The sequence below is a fragment of the Streptosporangium sp. NPDC049644 genome, assembly GCF_040675205.1.
Classification (GTDB): domain Bacteria; phylum Actinomycetota; class Actinomycetes; order Streptosporangiales; family Streptosporangiaceae; genus Streptosporangium; species Streptosporangium fukuiense.
The window spans coordinates 1-15,123 of sequence record NZ_JBFAOJ010000090.1 but is presented as its reverse complement, the minus strand read 5'-3'; the positions used below and the strand labels follow the sequence as shown (position 1 = coordinate 15,123).

Here is a 15,123-nt window from a genome sequence, read left to right as displayed (position 1 = left end):
GCCCGATCACCGGGGCGGGTGACGGGTTCGATCAAGGCGAGCATCTGCTTGCCAACCTCCGAAAGGATCGTGCGTTGTCCGCTTGCAACACGCTCGTCCAGTCATCTGTTCCCGCAAGATAGAAGGTGACGAACGACCCGGTACGGGGAAAAGAAGATACGTACCGGTAGGTAATCAAAGACCACCGGATCCTCCCGACGCCAGGAGCTGCTTGTGCTGCCCATCCCGGCCGAAGAGCTGAACGGCTCAGGTGCGCTCGGGCCGTACTGGACCTTTTATCACGCGGTCGTGGCCGAGCAACTGAGTCGATGGCTGCCGGAAACCCCCTCCACCGTCCTCGACATGTCCTGCGGCAACGGCCGCTGGGCCGTCCAGGCGGCGAAGGCGGGACACCGGGTGATCGAGATGGTCGACTTCCGCCGGCCCGCGGACGATCAACCGCTGCACGACATCTCCAAGGTCAGCCAGGTACGCGCCGACGACCTGCGCTTCCTGCCCGACTGCAGCGTGGACGCCGTGCTCGCCGAGGAACGGGCGATGTCCGTGGAGCTCATGGCCGAGTCCGCGATCGACGATGTCGCCAGGGTTCTGCGTCCCGGCGGCCGGACACTGGTCTGCGTCGACTCCCTGGTACTGGGGATGGCGATCCTCGCCGAGCAGAACTACTGGGCCCACCTGCGCCAGACCGGCGAGGTCATGCTCGTTCCCTGGCCCGACGGCAGCATCACCCGCTGCTTCAGCAGCGCCCAGCTTCGGGAACTGCTCACCGAGGCGGGCCTGGAGGTCGAGTGGGTACGGCCCCGCACGGTGCTGTCCCCCTCGACCGTCGACCATGTGCTCGCCTCCGACTCCCGGGCGCTCACCTGGCTGGTCAACACCGAACTGGACACCCACCCCGACGACGACGACACGGTGGGCATCCACCTGGTCGCCAGCGCGCGCCGGCCTGTTTGATTGCGACGCTAGCGCGTCGCGGTGAGGCCGCTCTTACCCGGCTCTGTACCACCGGCGACGCTGACGCGTCGCGGTGAGGCCGCTCTTACCCGGCTCCTTCCCTCGTCGAGAGGGGTCGCTCGTTCCTCGCAACCCCTCTCTCCTCAGTCCAGTCGCCGGCGCGGCCTCACGGGTCGTCCCGCGGGCACCTCCCCAGGGATGCTTCTGGAGCGGGTGAACGAGGCCCGGGGATGAGAAAGCCCAAGAGATGCAGGGCATGTCCTCGGGGTGGTTTCTGGGGTCAGCGGCGGCGTTCGCGTTTGGACTGGCACTGGAGGCAGCGGGCGGCTTCGGGGCGTGCCTCCAGCCTGCCCTCCGGGACGGGTGCGGCGCAGTCCGCACATAGTCCGTAGCGCCCCTCCTCCATCCGCCTGAGCGCCTCGATCACCGAACCCCGGTGCCGGGTGGCCCCCTCCAGCAGTGCCCGGTTGCGGTCGGAGTCGGTCAGCTCGGAACCGGCGTCCGCCGGGGAGCGGTCCCCCGCGGCGGGTGAATCCCCACGAAGGACTCCAATGGAACGGTCAAGTTCGGCGAGCATGTTCTTCAGGCGCTCGCGCGCGGTCGCGACGTCCACGAATCCGCACCTCCGGAAAACGGGGGCGGCCTGTGAAGGGATCCCCGACTCTCCCGTCAGGCGCAAAGGGTGAGTTCTGGCGACGGTGAACCCGCCCGGTCGTCGCGGGTCACCGCTTTCCTCAGCGGATGCCCACTTGGCGGAAGTTTTACACCGGATCGACCGGTGTTTTCAGAAGAGCGGCCGACGGCCGCCCTCCCCTACCGCAGCGGCTCGACGAGCTCGGGGCTGTTGTTGCGCACCGAGTTGACCGCGGTGGAGACCGGGTAGACCTCCAACCCGGTGGAGCCCGCGGGAATCAGGAACTCCCGCGCGTCGGTCACTCCCGGGTCTAGCCACTCACCCCACCGGTCGCGCTCGATCAGCATCGGCATCCGGTCGTGTACCGCACCGGCCTCGTCCACGGCGTCGGTCGTGATGATCGTGCAGGTCACCAGCCAGGAGAGCGGGTCGTCTTCGGCCCGGCCCCGGTCCCGCCAGAACTCGTACAGCCCCGCCATGGCCAGCACGCCGCCGTCGGCGGGGCGGACGAAGTAGGGCTGCTTCTTCGGCCTGCCCTTGGCGTCCTTCTCGTCGAGCACGACCCACTCGAAATAGCCGTCGGCGGGCAGCAGGCACCTGCGCTCCGCGAAGGCCTTGCGGTAGGCGGGTTTCTCCGCCACCGTCTCCACCCGCGCGTTGATCATCTTTGAGCCGATGGAAGGGTCCTTGGCCCAGGCCGGGACCAGTCCCCAGCGGACCACGCGGAGCTGCCGGACCGGCCGGCCATCCGGATCGGCCTTCGGCACCCGGCTCATCACCGCGTACACCGGTTTCGTGGGCGCGACGTTGTAGTCGGGCCTGAGTTCGTCGTCGGCCGCGCCGTCAAGCTCGACCTGGAACTCCTCCAGCAACTCGTGCTTGTCCCGCGTAGACGCGTATCTCCCGCACATATCCCCACCCTGCCACGCCCTGCCACAGCACGCCGAAAACCCCACGGGGAAATACCCACCTTCCTCCCTCTTCCCAAAGGGCACCCCATGAGACCGCGCCGGCGACCGGACCGAGGAGAGGGAGCCCGCCGTTCGCCCACCCCGGGAAACACCCCGGGGACGTGCTTCGTGCTCCGCCCTTGAGGGACTCCCCGTGAGGCCGCGCCGGCGACTGGACTGAGGAGAGAAGGGTCGTGAGGAACGAACGACCCTTCTCGACGAGGGAAGGAGCCGGGTAAGAGCGGCCTCACCGCGACGCGTCAGCGTCGCCATCAACACAGCGTCGCCGACAACACAGCTAGGCTTTTGGGCATGTCCGTTCCGCTGTGGCCCGCGCCGACCGCGACCGAACCCGTCCGCGCGACTGTTCCCCTGCCCGGATCGAAGTCCGTGACCAACCGCGCACTGCTGCTCGCCGCGCTGGCCGAAGGACCCGGCACGGTGCGGCTGGCGCTGCGCAGCCGCGACGCCGACCTGATGGCGGACGCGCTGCGGGCACTGGGCGCGACGATGACCCCCTCCAACGAGAGCGCCTCAAGCGTCGACTGGGCGATCACGCCCGGCCCCGTCATCAGCGGCGCCCACATCGACGTGGGGCTGGCGGGCACGGTCATGCGCTTCGTGCCGCCCATGGCGGCACTGGCCAGGGGTGAGGTGTTCTTCGACGGCGACCCGCACGCGCGCAAGCGCCCGATGGGCCCGATCCTGCGCGCCCTGCGCGCCCTCGGCGCCGAGGTGACCGGCGACGCGCTGCCTTTCACCGTCAGGGGGCCGCTGACCGGCGGCGAGGTCAGGCTCGACGCGTCGGGCTCCTCTCAGTTCCTCTCCGGTCTGCTGCTGACCGCCGCGCGCTTCGAGAAGGGCGTGACGGTACGCCACGACGGCCCGCCGATTCCCTCACAGCCGCACATCCGGATGACCGTTCAAATGCTGCGCGAGTTCGGCGTCGTGGTGGACGACTCCGAGCCGGACGTCTGGCGGGTCGAGCCCGGCCCCATCGGGGCGAGGGACTTCACGGTCGAGCCCGACCTGTCCAACGCGGCACCGTTCCTGTCCGCCGCCATGGTGACAGGCGGCACGGTCACCATTCCCGACTGGCCCGTGCGGACGACCCAGCCGGGTGACCAGTTGCGTACGCTGCTGGCCGGCATGGGCGCCTCGGTGGAGCACACCCCCGAAGGGCTGGCGGTCACCGGTACCGGGCGGATCACCGGAATCGAGGCCGACCTGCGCGATGTGGCCGAGCTGACCCCGACGATCGCCGCGCTGGCCGCTCTCGCCGACTCCCCCAGCAGGATCAGCGGTGTCGCCCACATCCGCGGGCACGAGACCGACCGGCTGGCCGCTCTGGTCGCGGAGATCAACGGTCTCGGCGGCGACGCGAACGAGACCGAGGACGGCCTGGAGATCCGGCCCCGACCGCTCACCGGCGGCGTGTTCCACTCCTACGCCGACCACCGGATGGCCACCGCCGGAGCGGTCATCGGGCTGGCCGTGCCCGGCGTCGAGGTGGAGGACATCGCCACCACGGGTAAGACCCTCCCCGAGTTCGCCTCGATGTGGGCGGACATGCTGCGCGGCGCGCGGTGAGGGGCGACCGGCCGGCAGGCCCAGGAGGCGCCCGGTAGTCGCGGCCCTTCGCGGGGCGCACCGGGCCGGACAAGGCGGAAAAACTGAGAAAGCGCGAGTACGACGAGGACGACGTCAGGGTCAGGCCGGGAAAGGGATCCCGGCCCCGGACCCGGATCCGTCCTGCCCACGAGAACGCGGTCCCGGCGTTCGTGGTCGCCGTCGACCGCGGGCGCTACACGTGCCTGGTCGAGTCGGAAGGCGAGCGGGGGCGCCGCCGCAAGCGGGACCAGGCGGAGGGCGCCGTGATGAGCGGCCGGGTCGTGGTCGCGATGAAGGCGCGCGAGCTGGGCCGCAAGGGAATCGTGGTCGGCGACCGGGTGGCCCTGGTGGGCGACGTCTCCGGGATGACCGACACGCTGGCCCGCGTGGTGCGGGTCGAGCCCCGTGCCTCCATGCTCCGCCGCTCCGCGGACGACACCGACAACACCGACGGCATCGAGCGTCCCGTGGTCGCCAACGCCGACCAACTCGTCATCGTGACGGCCCTGGCCGATCCGCCGCCCCGGCCCCGCATGATCGATCGGATGCTGGTCGCGGCCTTCGACGCCGACATCGAGCCGCTGCTCTGCCTCACCAAGTCCGACCTCGCCTCGCCCGACGAGTTGGTCTCGCTGTACGCCCCCCTCGGCGTGCCGTACGTGGTGGTCTCCAAGGGCGGCGACCTGGTGGAGGTGCGGGGGCGCCTCAAGAGCCGGATCAGCGTGCTCGTCGGCCATTCCGGGGTGGGTAAGTCAACCCTGGTCAACGCCCTGGTACCGGACGCCAACCGGGCCGTCTCACATGTGAACGCGGTGACCGGCCGGGGCCGTCACACCTCCACCTCCGCCGTCGCCCTCGAACTGCCGGAGAGCGGCTGGATCATCGACACCCCCGGGGTGCGCAGCTTCGGTCTGGCCCATGTCTCGGTGGAGACGGTCCTGGCCGGCTTTCCCGACCTGATCGAGGGCACCATCCAATGCCCGAAGGGCTGCAATCACCTCTCAGAGGAGTGCGCCCTGGACGCCTGGGTAGCCGCCGGCCACGCCGACCAGGCCCGCCTGACCTCCCTGCGCCGCCTCCTCGCCAGCCGCGAAGGCGCCCCCGACGACGACTAACCCCAAGGAACACCACGAGGACGTGCTCACGCTCCACCTTGAGGGACGACCCGTGAGGCCGCGCCGGCGACTGGACTGAGGAGAGCGGGGTCGTGAGGAACGAACGACCCCGCTCGACGAGGGAAGGAGTCGGATTCCAGCGGCCGAACCGCGACGCGTTAGCGTCGCCGGCAACTCGCGAGGAACGAGCGGCCCCACTCTCCTCAATTCGGTCACCAACGCGATAGCGTTGGCCTCCGTGACGGGTTATAACGACGATCTTCGCCTCGCGCACGTCATGGCCGACGCGGCCGACGATCTGACCATGCGTCGGTTCAAGGCCCTGGACCTGCGGGTGGAGAACAAGCCTGACCTCACACCGGTGAGCGATGCCGACCAGGCGACCGAGCAGGCGATCCGCGCGACCCTTGGCCGGGCCCGCCCTCGCGACACCATCATCGGCGAGGAGTTCGGCAAGAGCGGCTACGGCGAGCGCTCGTGGATCATCGACCCGATCGACGGCACCAAGAACTACGTGCGCGGAGTGCCCGTCTGGGCCACGCTCATCGCCCTGGTGGACCAGGGCCGCGTCGTTGTGGGCCTGGTCTCGGCCCCCGCGCTCGGCCGCCGCTGGTGGGCCGCCCGCGACGGTGGCGCCTGGGCCGGCAAGAGCCTCACCAAGGCCACGCGCTGCCAGGTCTCCTCCGTCGCCTACCTGGAGGACGCGTCGTTCTCCTACTCCAGCCTCGGCGGCTGGGAGGAGGCCGGGAAGCTCGACGCGTTCCTCGACCTGAACCGTTCCGTCTGGCGCAGCCGCGCCTACGGTGACTTCTGGTCACACATGATGGTCGCCGAGGGGGCGGTCGACGTGTCGGCGGAGCCTGAACTCTCCCCCTGGGACATCGCGGCGCTGACCGTGATCATCGAGGAGGCGGGCGGCATCTGGACCGACCTGTCTGGTGTCCCCGACATCGACGGCGGCAGCCTGCTGTGCAGCAACGGCCCCCTGCACACCAAGGTCCTCGAGCGCCTCGGCAGTGGGCCGCTCACCTTCCCCGTTTAGTCCCTTTCCGGGCGCCGTACGGCCTTCCGCGCACGCCCGAGTACTCGCCATACCCGTTGGCCCATCCCGGACCGTGTCCGTTCACCTTCCCCGGGATGTCGGGAGGGTGAACGGATGGCCGGATCCGCGAGGACCGAGGCCGGGAGCGAGGGCGATCCGGCGCCCCTTCCCCGCCTACCAGGTCATATTTCCGGCAAAACCTTCCAAGGCGCAGTCCAAAGGCCCTACGCGGGTGCAAGCCAGGACGAAAATCCCGCCAAAGCCCAGGTATTCACATCCGTGGGTTCACCTCTTCCGGTGCCGGTCACGGCTCGTTTCACTTCCGTTCACTTTGTCCCAGTTTCATCGAAGACATCGAGAACGGATCTCACTACGGAGAAGGAACATACCGTGACCAGTGGACAGCGCCGCCTCAGCGCGGTGGCGACGGCCGCGCTCGTCGTTTCGCTCGCGGCCGCATGCGGTGGCGACGCCAAGCCCAGCAGTGACGGAAGCACCTCGTCCGCCGCCCCAGCCACCGAGGCGGGCGCGGCTCTGAGCGGCGAAGTCAAGATCGACGGTTCCAGCACCGTGGCTCCCCTCACCCAGGCCGCCTCCGAGCTCTTCGGCGAGGAGCAGCCGCAGGTGAAGGTGCCGGTCGGCACCTCGGGCACCGGCGGCGGCTTTGAGAAGTTCTGCGCCGGTGAGACCGACATCTCGAACGCCTCCCGCGCCATCAAGGACGAGGAGAAGGCGGCCTGCGAGGCGAAGGGCATCACGTTCACCGAACTCACGGTGGCGACCGACGCGCTGACCGTCGTGGTTCCCAAGGAGAACGACTGGGCCACCTGCCTCACCACCGACCAGCTCAAGAAGATCTGGGAGCCGGCGGCCGAGGGCAAGATCAAGACCTGGAAGGACGTCGACGCCAAGTTCCCCGCAGAGGCGCTGAAGCTCTACGGCCCCGGCACCGACTCCGGCACCTTCGACTACTTCACCGACGAGATCAACGGTGAGGAGGGTGCCAGCCGCAAGGACTACAGCCCGAGCGAGAACGACAACGACATCGTCACCGGTGTCTCGGGTGCCAAGGGTGGTCTGGGCTACTTCGGCTTCACCTACTTCGAGGAGAACGCCGACAAGCTGAAGGCCCTGGAGATCGACTCGGGCAGCGGTTGCGTGGCCCCGAGCGTCGAGGCGGCCCAGGGCGGCAAGTACACCCCGCTCTCCCGCCCGCTGTTCATCTACCCCTCCACCGCCGCGGCGAAGCGGCCCGAGGTCGCGGCCTTCCTCGACTACTACGCGTCCAACATCAACGCGATCGCCAAGGACGCCAAGTTCGTCCCGCTGAACGCCGAGCAGGAGGCCAAGCTCAAGGCTGACATCACGTCGCTGAAGAGCGCCGGCTGATGTCGGCACAGCACCGCACGACCGTTCCAGGGACCCAGGGGTCCCTGGCGCGGTCGCGCCCGCGTTACGGCGAGTTCCTGGTCAAGGCCGTTCTCCTGACCGCCGCCATGGTGTCGGTGGCGACCACGATCGGCATCGTCATCGCACTCCTCGAACCGACCGTCGAGTTCTTCGCCACGGTGAGCATCGGCGAGTTCTTCGGGTCCACCGACTGGGGACCGCTGTTCAACCCGCCGGCGTTCGGTGTCTGGCCGCTCATCGTCGCGACCGTGGAGATCACCCTCATCGCCGTCGTGGTCGCCGTGCCGCTCGGCCTGGCCGCGGCGATCTACCTGTCGGAGTACGCCTCCCGCAGGACTCGCAAGATCTTCAAGCCGGTGCTGGAGGTTCTCGCGGGCGTTCCGACGGTGGTCTTCGGCTTCTTCGCCCTCACCTTCGTCACGCCGCTGCTCAGGTACCTCTTCCCCTTCCTGGACCTGGAGGCCAAGAACGCGCTCGCCGCCGGCCTCCTGGTCGGCGTGATGATCATTCCGATCGTCGCGTCGCTGTCGGAGGACTCGATGGCCGCGGTGCCGAACGGCCTGCGCGAGGGCTCGTACGCCCTCGGCGCGTCCAAGATGCTCACCTCGGTGCGCGTCGTCGTCCCCGCCGCGTTCTCCGGCATCGTCGCCGCCATCATCCTGGCGATCTCCCGGGCCGCGGGCGAGACGATGATCGTCGCGATCGCGGGCGGCTTCAAGTCCGTCTTCACGCTCTACCCGGGCAATGAGATGTCCACGATGGCGGCCTTCATCGCCCAGGCCGGCTCCGGCGACGCCTCGGTCGGCTCGATCGCCTACAAGACCATCTTCGCGGTGGGTTCCCTGCTTTTCGTGATCACCTTCGCGATGAACTACCTCAGCGCCCGCATGGTCCAGAAGTATCGCGAGGTCTACGACTGATGGCCATCCTCTCCACCCCGCGTTCGGCCGTGCAACTGGCGAGCAAGGGACGTCCGCTCAAGGAGCACCTCTTCCGCATCGCGCTGATGGCCAGTCTCGCGATCGCTCTGGCGTTCCTGGCCATGCTGCTGCTCTACGTCGTCGAGAAGGGCTGGCCGCGGCTCAACTCGATGCTCTGGGAGAACCAGCCCTCGATCCGCCGCCCGGAGACCTCGGGCATCCAGTCGGGCATCCTGGGCACTTTGTGGATCATCGCGCTGACCGCGGTCATGGCCCTGCCCACCGGGATCCTCGCGGCGATCTACCTTGAGGAGTACGCCGACAAGACCAAGTGGTACAACAGGCTGATCGAGCTGAACATCTCCAACCTGGCGGCCGTTCCCTCGATCGTCTACGGCATCCTCGGCCTGGGCATCATCGCCCGCTGGCTGCAGTTCGGCTTCACGGTCATGACCGGCGCGGTCACCATCTCGCTGCTCGTACTGCCCATCGTCATCATCTCCGCGCGTGAGGCCATCCGCGCGGTGCCCCCGTCCATTCGCGAGGGCTCGCTGGCACTGGGCGCGACCCAGTGGCAGACCATCTACCGCCAGGTGCTCCCGGCGTCGATCCCAGGCATCGCGACGGGCTCGATCCTGGCCCTCTCCCGTGCGATCGGCGAGGCGGCCCCGTTCCTGATGCTCGGCGCCGCGACGCTGGTCCGGTTCAACCCCGAGGGCGTCTGGAGCAGTTTCACCGTCCTGCCGTTGCAGATCTACAGCTTCATCAGCCGGCCCCAGGAGGAGTTCAGCGTCCTCGCCTCTGCGGCGATCGTGATCCTGCTGGCGATCCTGCTCCTGATGAACTCGGTCGCCATCTGGCTCCGTAACCGCTACCAGAAGCGCTGGTGAGGTAAGAAATGTCCGAGATTGGAATTTCCGTGCCGAATGTGAACGTGCGCGGCCCCGAAGTCCCCCGTACCATCGAGGCCCTCGACCCGGTCTTCACCGTCTCCAACCTCAGCGTCTTCTACGGTGACTACGAGGCGGTACGCGGGGTCGACATGACCATCGGCAACCGTGAGATCACGGCCATGATCGGCCCGTCCGGCTGCGGCAAGAGCACGGTGCTCCGCTGCTTCAACCGGATGAACGACCTGATCCCCGGCGCCCGCGCGGTCGGCGAGATCCTGTACCACGACGAGAACCTGTACGGCGACCACGTGGACCCGATCGAGGTCCGCCGCCGGATCGGCATGGTCTTCCAGAAGCCGAACCCCTTCCCCAAGTCGATCTACGACAACATCGCCTATGGTCCCCGAGTCAACGGGATCAAGGGCGACATGGACGAGATCGTCGAGGAGGCGCTGACCAAGGCGGCGCTCTGGGACGAGGTCAAGGACAAGATCAAGCAGAACGCGCTCTCCCTGTCCGGCGGGCAGCAGCAGCGCCTGTGCATCGCCAGGGCGATCGCGGTGAAGCCCGACGTCATCCTGATGGACGAGCCCTGCTCGGCCCTGGATCCGATCGCGACCACCAAGATCGAAGACCTGATGCAGGAGCTGACGCGCGACTACACGATCGTCATCGTCACCCACAACATGCAGCAGGCCGCCCGTGTCTCCGACCGTACCGCCTTCTTCACCGCCGAGGTCGACGGAGCCGGCGTGCGGCACGGCCGCCTGGTGGAGTTCGACGAGACCAGCCGCATCTTCACCAACCCCACCGACAAGCGGACCGAGGATTACATCACCGGTCGCTTCGGCTGACCCACATTGGAGGATCCGGGTGCTCCAGCCGCAGACGGCACCAGAAGTGGAAGGGGACAGACGGACGGCACCCATACTGCTGGTGGCCGATCCGGAAGCGGCCATGGTCCATGACCTGTCCGCGGCCCTGGAACGCGAAGGGGTGCGGGTCACGGGCGTCACCGACGGCGCCCAGGCTCTCCTGCAGGCCGGGGCGCTACGGCCCGACGTCGTTCTCGTCAGCGCATCGTTGCCGATCCTGGGGGCTGTGGAGTTCGTCCGCGCGGTACGGCTGACGCGGGCGATCCCCGTCCTGCTGGGCGTGGGCGAGGGACACGCCCAGCAGGCCGTCCAGGCGCTGGCCGCCGGGGCCACCGCGTGCGTGGCCCGCCCCTACCGGGTGCCAGAGCTGCTGCCCCTGGTCCACGCCGCGTTCACCGGCGAGCCCGGGGCCCGCCGGGTGCTCGTGGTCGGCAAGGTGGAACTCGACGTCAACGCCTACCAGGTCACGGTCGGCGGCCGGATCGTCCACCTGCCGCTGCGCGAGTTCGAGCTGCTGCACTACCTGATGCGTAACGCGCACCGCACCGTGACGCGGGAGCAGATCATGAGGCATGTCTGGAACTCCACGGACACCGCCTCGACCAACACCATCGCGGTACACGTCAAGCGTCTCCGCGCGCGTCTGGGCGATACCGACGACCAGCTGATCCAGACCGTGCGCGGAGTGGGCTACCGGCTGGTCGACAGGACCCCGTAGCGGATACCCGCCGCTCAGTTCGCGTCCGGCTCGCAGCCGTGTTCACCCCTGAAGGCTTCCATGACGCGTGCGGCCACGCCCTCGACCTTGGCGATGCCGGCACTCATGCTCGGACTGTCCTCGGTGAGGACGGCCACCGCGTAGTCGTGCCCGTGCCCGCGGATCAGTCCGGCGCTGACGACCACCCAGCGCCCGTTCGACGCGTGCCGCAGCCAGCCGTTCTTCAGCGACACCTGGTCGTTCTCGCACGCCCCCGCGCTGATCCCCCACTTCTGGCCGGGGGTCACCCGCTCCATCAGCCCGAGCACCCGCCGGCGTTCCGCGGGGGCCAGCGGGCTCCGGCCCGTGGCCAGCGCCCTGACCAGCCGTACCTGGTCCTCGGCCGTGCTCCGCGTGGCGTCCCAGCAGTTCGGGGCCGCACACCGCCCGCCGGGGGTGTAGGTGCGCTTGAGACCGAGCCTGCGGTTCGCACTGGCCAGCCCCTGCTCCAGGCCGATCCGCTCGTACAGCCGGTCGGCCGCTCCATCGTCGCCGAAGCGGATCATGTGCCTCGCGTCGGACCTCGCCTGATCGCCGAGCTCGCGCCACCGTGTGTCGAGCAGCAGTGCCGTCAGGATGCTCACCTTGGAGATGCTGGCCGTCGGCAGTTGGAGGGCACGATGGTAGCGGTAGCGCCGGCCCGTGGTCAGGTCGCGCACCGAGACCGCGGTCCGGCCACCGCCGTACCTGACGAGAAGGCCGTCGAGAGTGTGCGTGAGCTTCCCGGGGAGGATCCGCGGCGAGCCGGCGAGCACCGTCCGCCCCGGGATTCCGAGCGCCATGGTGCCGGGGAAGGTGGGCGCGGGAACCGCTGCCAGGAACGGTGCCGGAGGAGGAGGCACCGATGCCGGTGCCGCCTGCCGCCGAGGGGACGCCGTCGGGGAGGAGATGCTCACCGGCGTCAGGCCCTGGCAGGTGCTACAGGCGGTGACCTGCGCGGTGACCAGCAGGACAGCCGCCGCGACCACCCGGTGCCTGGCTCTCATCATCCACCCCAACCGTCTCCCCCATTACGTGACGATCGGGATATATCCCACAACAGGCACTAAGAAGATGATGAAGCGAAATCTAGCCAGAAAAAGGACTCACGCCTTGGGATGTCGCGCCGAACCTGCACCTACCCTTGGGGAACCTCGGCGATTAGCCGGGCGATGCTCTCGTCGTCGCAGGTCGCCCAGAACTCGCCGACGACGTCTTCGAGGTGCTTCAGCGACTCGGCCCGGAAGAGAACATCCTGATATTTCGTGATGTCGTAGTGCGTGGTGCCCATGACGGCGACGTCCAACGGCCGGATGTCCATGCCCCGGAACTCTTCGATCTCCCCGTAGGAGGACAGGATGCCCGCCCCGTACGCCCGCAGCTCACCCTGGTCCGTCATGACGCCGAACTCCATCGTGAACCAGAAGACCTTCGAGACGAACTCCAGCGCCTCGGAGCTCTCGACTCTCCGCGCCGCTTCCCCGGCCAGCCGGTAGAGCCGCGAGTAGCGGTCGGAGGCCAGTGCATTGGCGTGCCCGATCACCTCGTGGATCACGTCGGGCTCCGGCGTGTACAGCGGCGTGGAGTGGTGCCGGATGTACTGCGTGGAGTGGAAGAGCCCATCCGCCAGAACGCCGTAGAAATCTCTGAGCGGCACCAGCCCCGCGGCCGGGACGTAGCGGAACCCGGTCAGCGGCTCCAGCAGATCGCCGACCTCCTGCAGTTGCGGGATGCGCTCGGCGGGCAGCCCGAGCCGCTCGGTCGCGGCCAGATACTCGACGGTAGCGTATTTGTGGTGCTTCAGGCTGAGTTCCCGGCTGACCAGCGCCCACACCTCATGCTCCTGGGCGGTGTACTCGGCCGTCGGGATCGGCGTACCCGGCACGTACCCCACAGCGAGGGCCGCGATCGCGTTGCGGCGCGCACGGTAGACCGGATCGGCGAAACCTGGATGACCGGCGCCGAGGTGGACCTCGATCGTGCCGTCGTCACGGGTCGCCACCGGCGCGAAGTACTGCGCTTCTTCGAACATGTATGAAATGACAGCAATTCCTGGAAACGTTGACAAGAGCGGCCAGTTTTACTGGGCGATCCGCACAGAACTGTACGGTCATACCGCGCTTACGCTGGTCGAATCGCCCAGTCTGCTGCCATCCTGTTGAGATGTCTATCGACGAGTTGGACGGCCGCCTCCTGGTCACCATGCGCGCCAACCCGCGCATCGGCCTGACCGAGCTGGCCCGCCTGCTCGGCGTGGCCCGGGGCACCGTTCAGGCCCGCGTCGAGAAACTGACCAGCCGCGGCGTCATCGCCGACTTCGGCCCCACGGTCACCCCCGAGGGTGCCGGGTATCCGATCCTGGCCTTCGTCTCGCTACAAATCGCCCAGGGCCGCCTGGACGAGGCTGTACGGGCGCTGGAGCCCCTTCCCGAGATCCTGGAGGTCTACGGCACCAGCGGCCAGGCCGACCTGCTCTGCCGCGTGGTGGCCCGCAGCACCCCCGACCTCCAGGAGATCATCGCCCGCATTCTGGCCTCCCCCGCCGTCCAGCGGACCGACACCACGATCGCCCTCTCCGTCCAGGTCCCCTACCGGATCGAGCCCCTGCTCCGCGCCGCAGCCGAGGCCTGAACCGCGGCCCGATGCCGGTACCGGTCATCGACGGTCCGCGGACGCCCTGAGGCCGTCGAAGACGATGGCGAGCGTACGACGCTGGAGGTCGCGATCCCACCCCGCGTGAAGAGCCCCTTGGCAGATACCGGTGAGCAGCGCGATCACCTCGTCCGGCCGGACCCCCTCGCGGACCGTGCCGGCTTCCTGGGAACGGACCAGAAGCGTCGCGATCCCCTCGTGCAGCATCTGAACCGAGCTCGCGACCTGGAGATCGATCCCCGTCTCGGCGAGAAGCCCCACGACCGTCCTCTTCTGCGCCGCCTGTTCGACCATGCGGGCGACGAAGGTGAACAGCGCATCGCCGGGTGCGTCATCGGCCGCGAGAGCGGCCATATCCCGATCCAACCTGCCCAGGAGATCCTTCATGATGGCCTGCAGGAGTTCCTGCTTGGTCGGAAAGTGCTTGAAGACCGTACCGATGGCCACTCCAGCACGGGCGGCGACCTCCTCCGTCGACGCCGACGGCCCCTTCTCCGCGAAGACCGTCTCGGCCGCGGCGAGAATCCGTTCCCGGTTACGCCGGGCGTCCGCGCGCATCGGCCTGGCAACGCCCGGCGAGGGCTTCGAGGACGTCATCCCGGCCGGCCTTCCCCGAGCCTGGACGCCGGATACGGCATTGACAAAGTGAGTCTCCACTCATAATCATAAAGATGAGTCACCACTCACCTTAACTTCCATCAACGAGGAAACCATCATGCCCGAGACCACCATCACTCCCGGCCCCCGTGGCATCTTCGAGCGCATGCGGCGGCACTGGCTTGAGAACCCCGGCGGCATCGGGGGCGAACTGGCCGAGGACGCCGTCATCGAGGTTCCCTTCGCCCCTTTCGGCAGGACCCGGCGCTATGAGGGGCGGGAGGCGTTCCTCCACTTCGCCGGCCCCGAACAGGCCGCCTTCGTCCGGGAGTTCCGCTTCGACGAGGTTCGCAATGTGGTCATCCACGAAACCACCGACCCCGAGGTCATCGTCGTCGAGTACGAGCTCGCCGGCACCGTCATCGCCACCGGCCACCAGGCCGCCTCCGCCTTCATCGGGATTCTCCGGGCACGGGACGGGAAGATCGTTCATTGGCGTGAGTACCAGAACACACTGGCAATGATCGAGGTGCTCGGGCCCATGAGCGGAGCCGAGAACATTCGATAGACAGGACCGACGGGACACCGGTGCCGGAGAACACGAAGGCCCCACCGCGTGGTGAGGCCCCGGGAACGAAACTCCCCGGAAAACACGAAGGCCCCCACCGAAAGGTGAGGGCCCACATGAAAGATTGTCCGGCGGCGACCTACTCTCCCACACCGTCCCCGGTGCA

16 protein-coding genes are annotated in these 15,123 nt (G+C 68.3%); 11 read left to right on the top strand and 5 right to left on the bottom strand.

What is annotated here, in order from left to right:
• Positions 1–213 precede the first annotated feature (213 nt).
• On the top strand, positions 214–954 hold the full coding sequence (locus tag AB0J58_RS34910; RefSeq protein WP_364223962.1) for a class I SAM-dependent methyltransferase: 741 nt from the start codon (positions 214–216) through the stop codon (positions 952–954).
• Between the two features lie 280 nt (positions 955–1,234).
• On the opposite strand, the gene AB0J58_RS34905 is transcribed toward AB0J58_RS34910, so the two are convergent.
• Positions 1,235–1,567 carry a TraR/DksA C4-type zinc finger protein gene (locus AB0J58_RS34905; RefSeq protein WP_364223960.1) on the bottom strand — a complete coding sequence of 111 codons (333 nt, stop codon included), beginning with the start codon at positions 1,565–1,567 and terminating at the stop codon, positions 1,235–1,237.
• A 200-nt stretch (positions 1,568–1,767) separates the two neighbouring features.
• The gene (locus AB0J58_RS34900) at positions 1,768–2,499 is read right to left on the bottom strand and encodes an SOS response-associated peptidase (RefSeq protein WP_355568720.1); all 732 of its coding nucleotides are present in this window, start codon (positions 2,497–2,499) and stop codon (positions 1,768–1,770) included.
• A 351-nt stretch (positions 2,500–2,850) separates the two neighbouring features.
• Here AB0J58_RS34900 and aroA point away from each other — a divergent pair, with 351 nt between their 5' ends.
• From aroA to AB0J58_RS34860, 8 genes are all read left to right on the top strand, one after another.
• Positions 2,851–4,128, top strand: a complete 1,278-nt coding sequence (aroA, locus tag AB0J58_RS34895) for a 3-phosphoshikimate 1-carboxyvinyltransferase (RefSeq protein ID WP_364223958.1) — start codon at positions 2,851–2,853, stop codon at positions 4,126–4,128.
• Between the two features lie 83 nt (positions 4,129–4,211).
• Positions 4,212–5,264: a ribosome small subunit-dependent GTPase A gene (rsgA, locus tag AB0J58_RS34890; RefSeq protein ID WP_364223990.1), complete on the top strand. Its 1,053-nt coding sequence runs from the start codon at positions 4,212–4,214 to the stop codon at positions 5,262–5,264.
• A 238-nt stretch (positions 5,265–5,502) separates the two neighbouring features.
• On the top strand, positions 5,503–6,306 hold the full coding sequence (gene hisN / locus AB0J58_RS34885) for a histidinol-phosphatase (protein WP_343969307.1): 804 nt from the start codon (positions 5,503–5,505) through the stop codon (positions 6,304–6,306).
• A 390-nt stretch (positions 6,307–6,696) separates the two neighbouring features.
• On the top strand, positions 6,697–7,695 hold the full coding sequence (locus AB0J58_RS34880) for a PstS family phosphate ABC transporter substrate-binding protein (protein WP_364223956.1): 999 nt from the start codon (positions 6,697–6,699) through the stop codon (positions 7,693–7,695).
• Positions 7,695–8,636 (top strand): phosphate ABC transporter permease subunit PstC, encoded by a 942-nt coding sequence (pstC, locus tag AB0J58_RS34875; RefSeq protein ID WP_343969314.1) that lies wholly within the window; start codon positions 7,695–7,697, stop codon positions 8,634–8,636. Before AB0J58_RS34880 ends, pstC begins: the two co-directional genes overlap by 1 nt.
• Complete coding sequence (pstA, locus tag AB0J58_RS34870) at positions 8,636–9,526, top strand: phosphate ABC transporter permease PstA (RefSeq protein WP_343969317.1); 891 nt, start codon at positions 8,636–8,638, stop codon at positions 9,524–9,526. The genes pstC and pstA overlap by 1 nt, the downstream gene beginning before the upstream one ends.
• A gap of 44 nt (positions 9,527–9,570) precedes the next feature.
• Positions 9,571–10,383, top strand: a complete 813-nt coding sequence (gene pstB, locus AB0J58_RS34865) for a phosphate ABC transporter ATP-binding protein PstB (RefSeq protein ID WP_364223954.1) — start codon at positions 9,571–9,573, stop codon at positions 10,381–10,383.
• Between the two features lie 82 nt (positions 10,384–10,465).
• Positions 10,466–11,122 carry a response regulator transcription factor gene (locus AB0J58_RS34860; RefSeq protein ID WP_343969320.1) on the top strand — a complete coding sequence of 219 codons (657 nt, stop codon included), beginning with the start codon at positions 10,466–10,468 and terminating at the stop codon, positions 11,120–11,122.
• Positions 11,123–11,136: 14 nt separating this feature from the next.
• Here AB0J58_RS34860 and AB0J58_RS34855 read toward each other — a convergent pair whose 3' ends face one another.
• Positions 11,137–12,150 carry a serine hydrolase gene (locus tag AB0J58_RS34855; RefSeq protein ID WP_364223952.1) on the bottom strand — a complete coding sequence of 338 codons (1,014 nt, stop codon included), beginning with the start codon at positions 12,148–12,150 and terminating at the stop codon, positions 11,137–11,139.
• A 128-nt stretch (positions 12,151–12,278) separates the two neighbouring features.
• Positions 12,279–13,172, bottom strand: coding sequence for a phenylalanine 4-monooxygenase (locus tag AB0J58_RS34850; protein WP_364223950.1), 894 nt, complete (start codon positions 13,170–13,172; stop codon positions 12,279–12,281).
• Positions 13,173–13,303: 131 nt separating this feature from the next.
• Between AB0J58_RS34850 and AB0J58_RS34845 the strand changes: the two genes are divergently transcribed.
• Entirely contained in the window at positions 13,304–13,771 is a 468-nt protein-coding gene (locus AB0J58_RS34845) for an Lrp/AsnC family transcriptional regulator (RefSeq protein WP_364223948.1), read from the top strand.
• A gap of 24 nt (positions 13,772–13,795) precedes the next feature.
• Here the strand turns inward: AB0J58_RS34845 and AB0J58_RS34840 are convergent, their stop codons facing one another.
• Positions 13,796–14,389 (bottom strand): TetR/AcrR family transcriptional regulator, encoded by a 594-nt coding sequence (locus AB0J58_RS34840; RefSeq protein WP_364223946.1) that lies wholly within the window; start codon positions 14,387–14,389, stop codon positions 13,796–13,798.
• A 118-nt stretch (positions 14,390–14,507) separates the two neighbouring features.
• Here AB0J58_RS34840 and AB0J58_RS34835 point away from each other — a divergent pair, with 118 nt between their 5' ends.
• Positions 14,508–14,957 (top strand): nuclear transport factor 2 family protein, encoded by a 450-nt coding sequence (locus AB0J58_RS34835; protein WP_364223944.1) that lies wholly within the window; start codon positions 14,508–14,510, stop codon positions 14,955–14,957.
• The last annotated feature ends 166 nt before the right edge of the window (positions 14,958–15,123 follow it).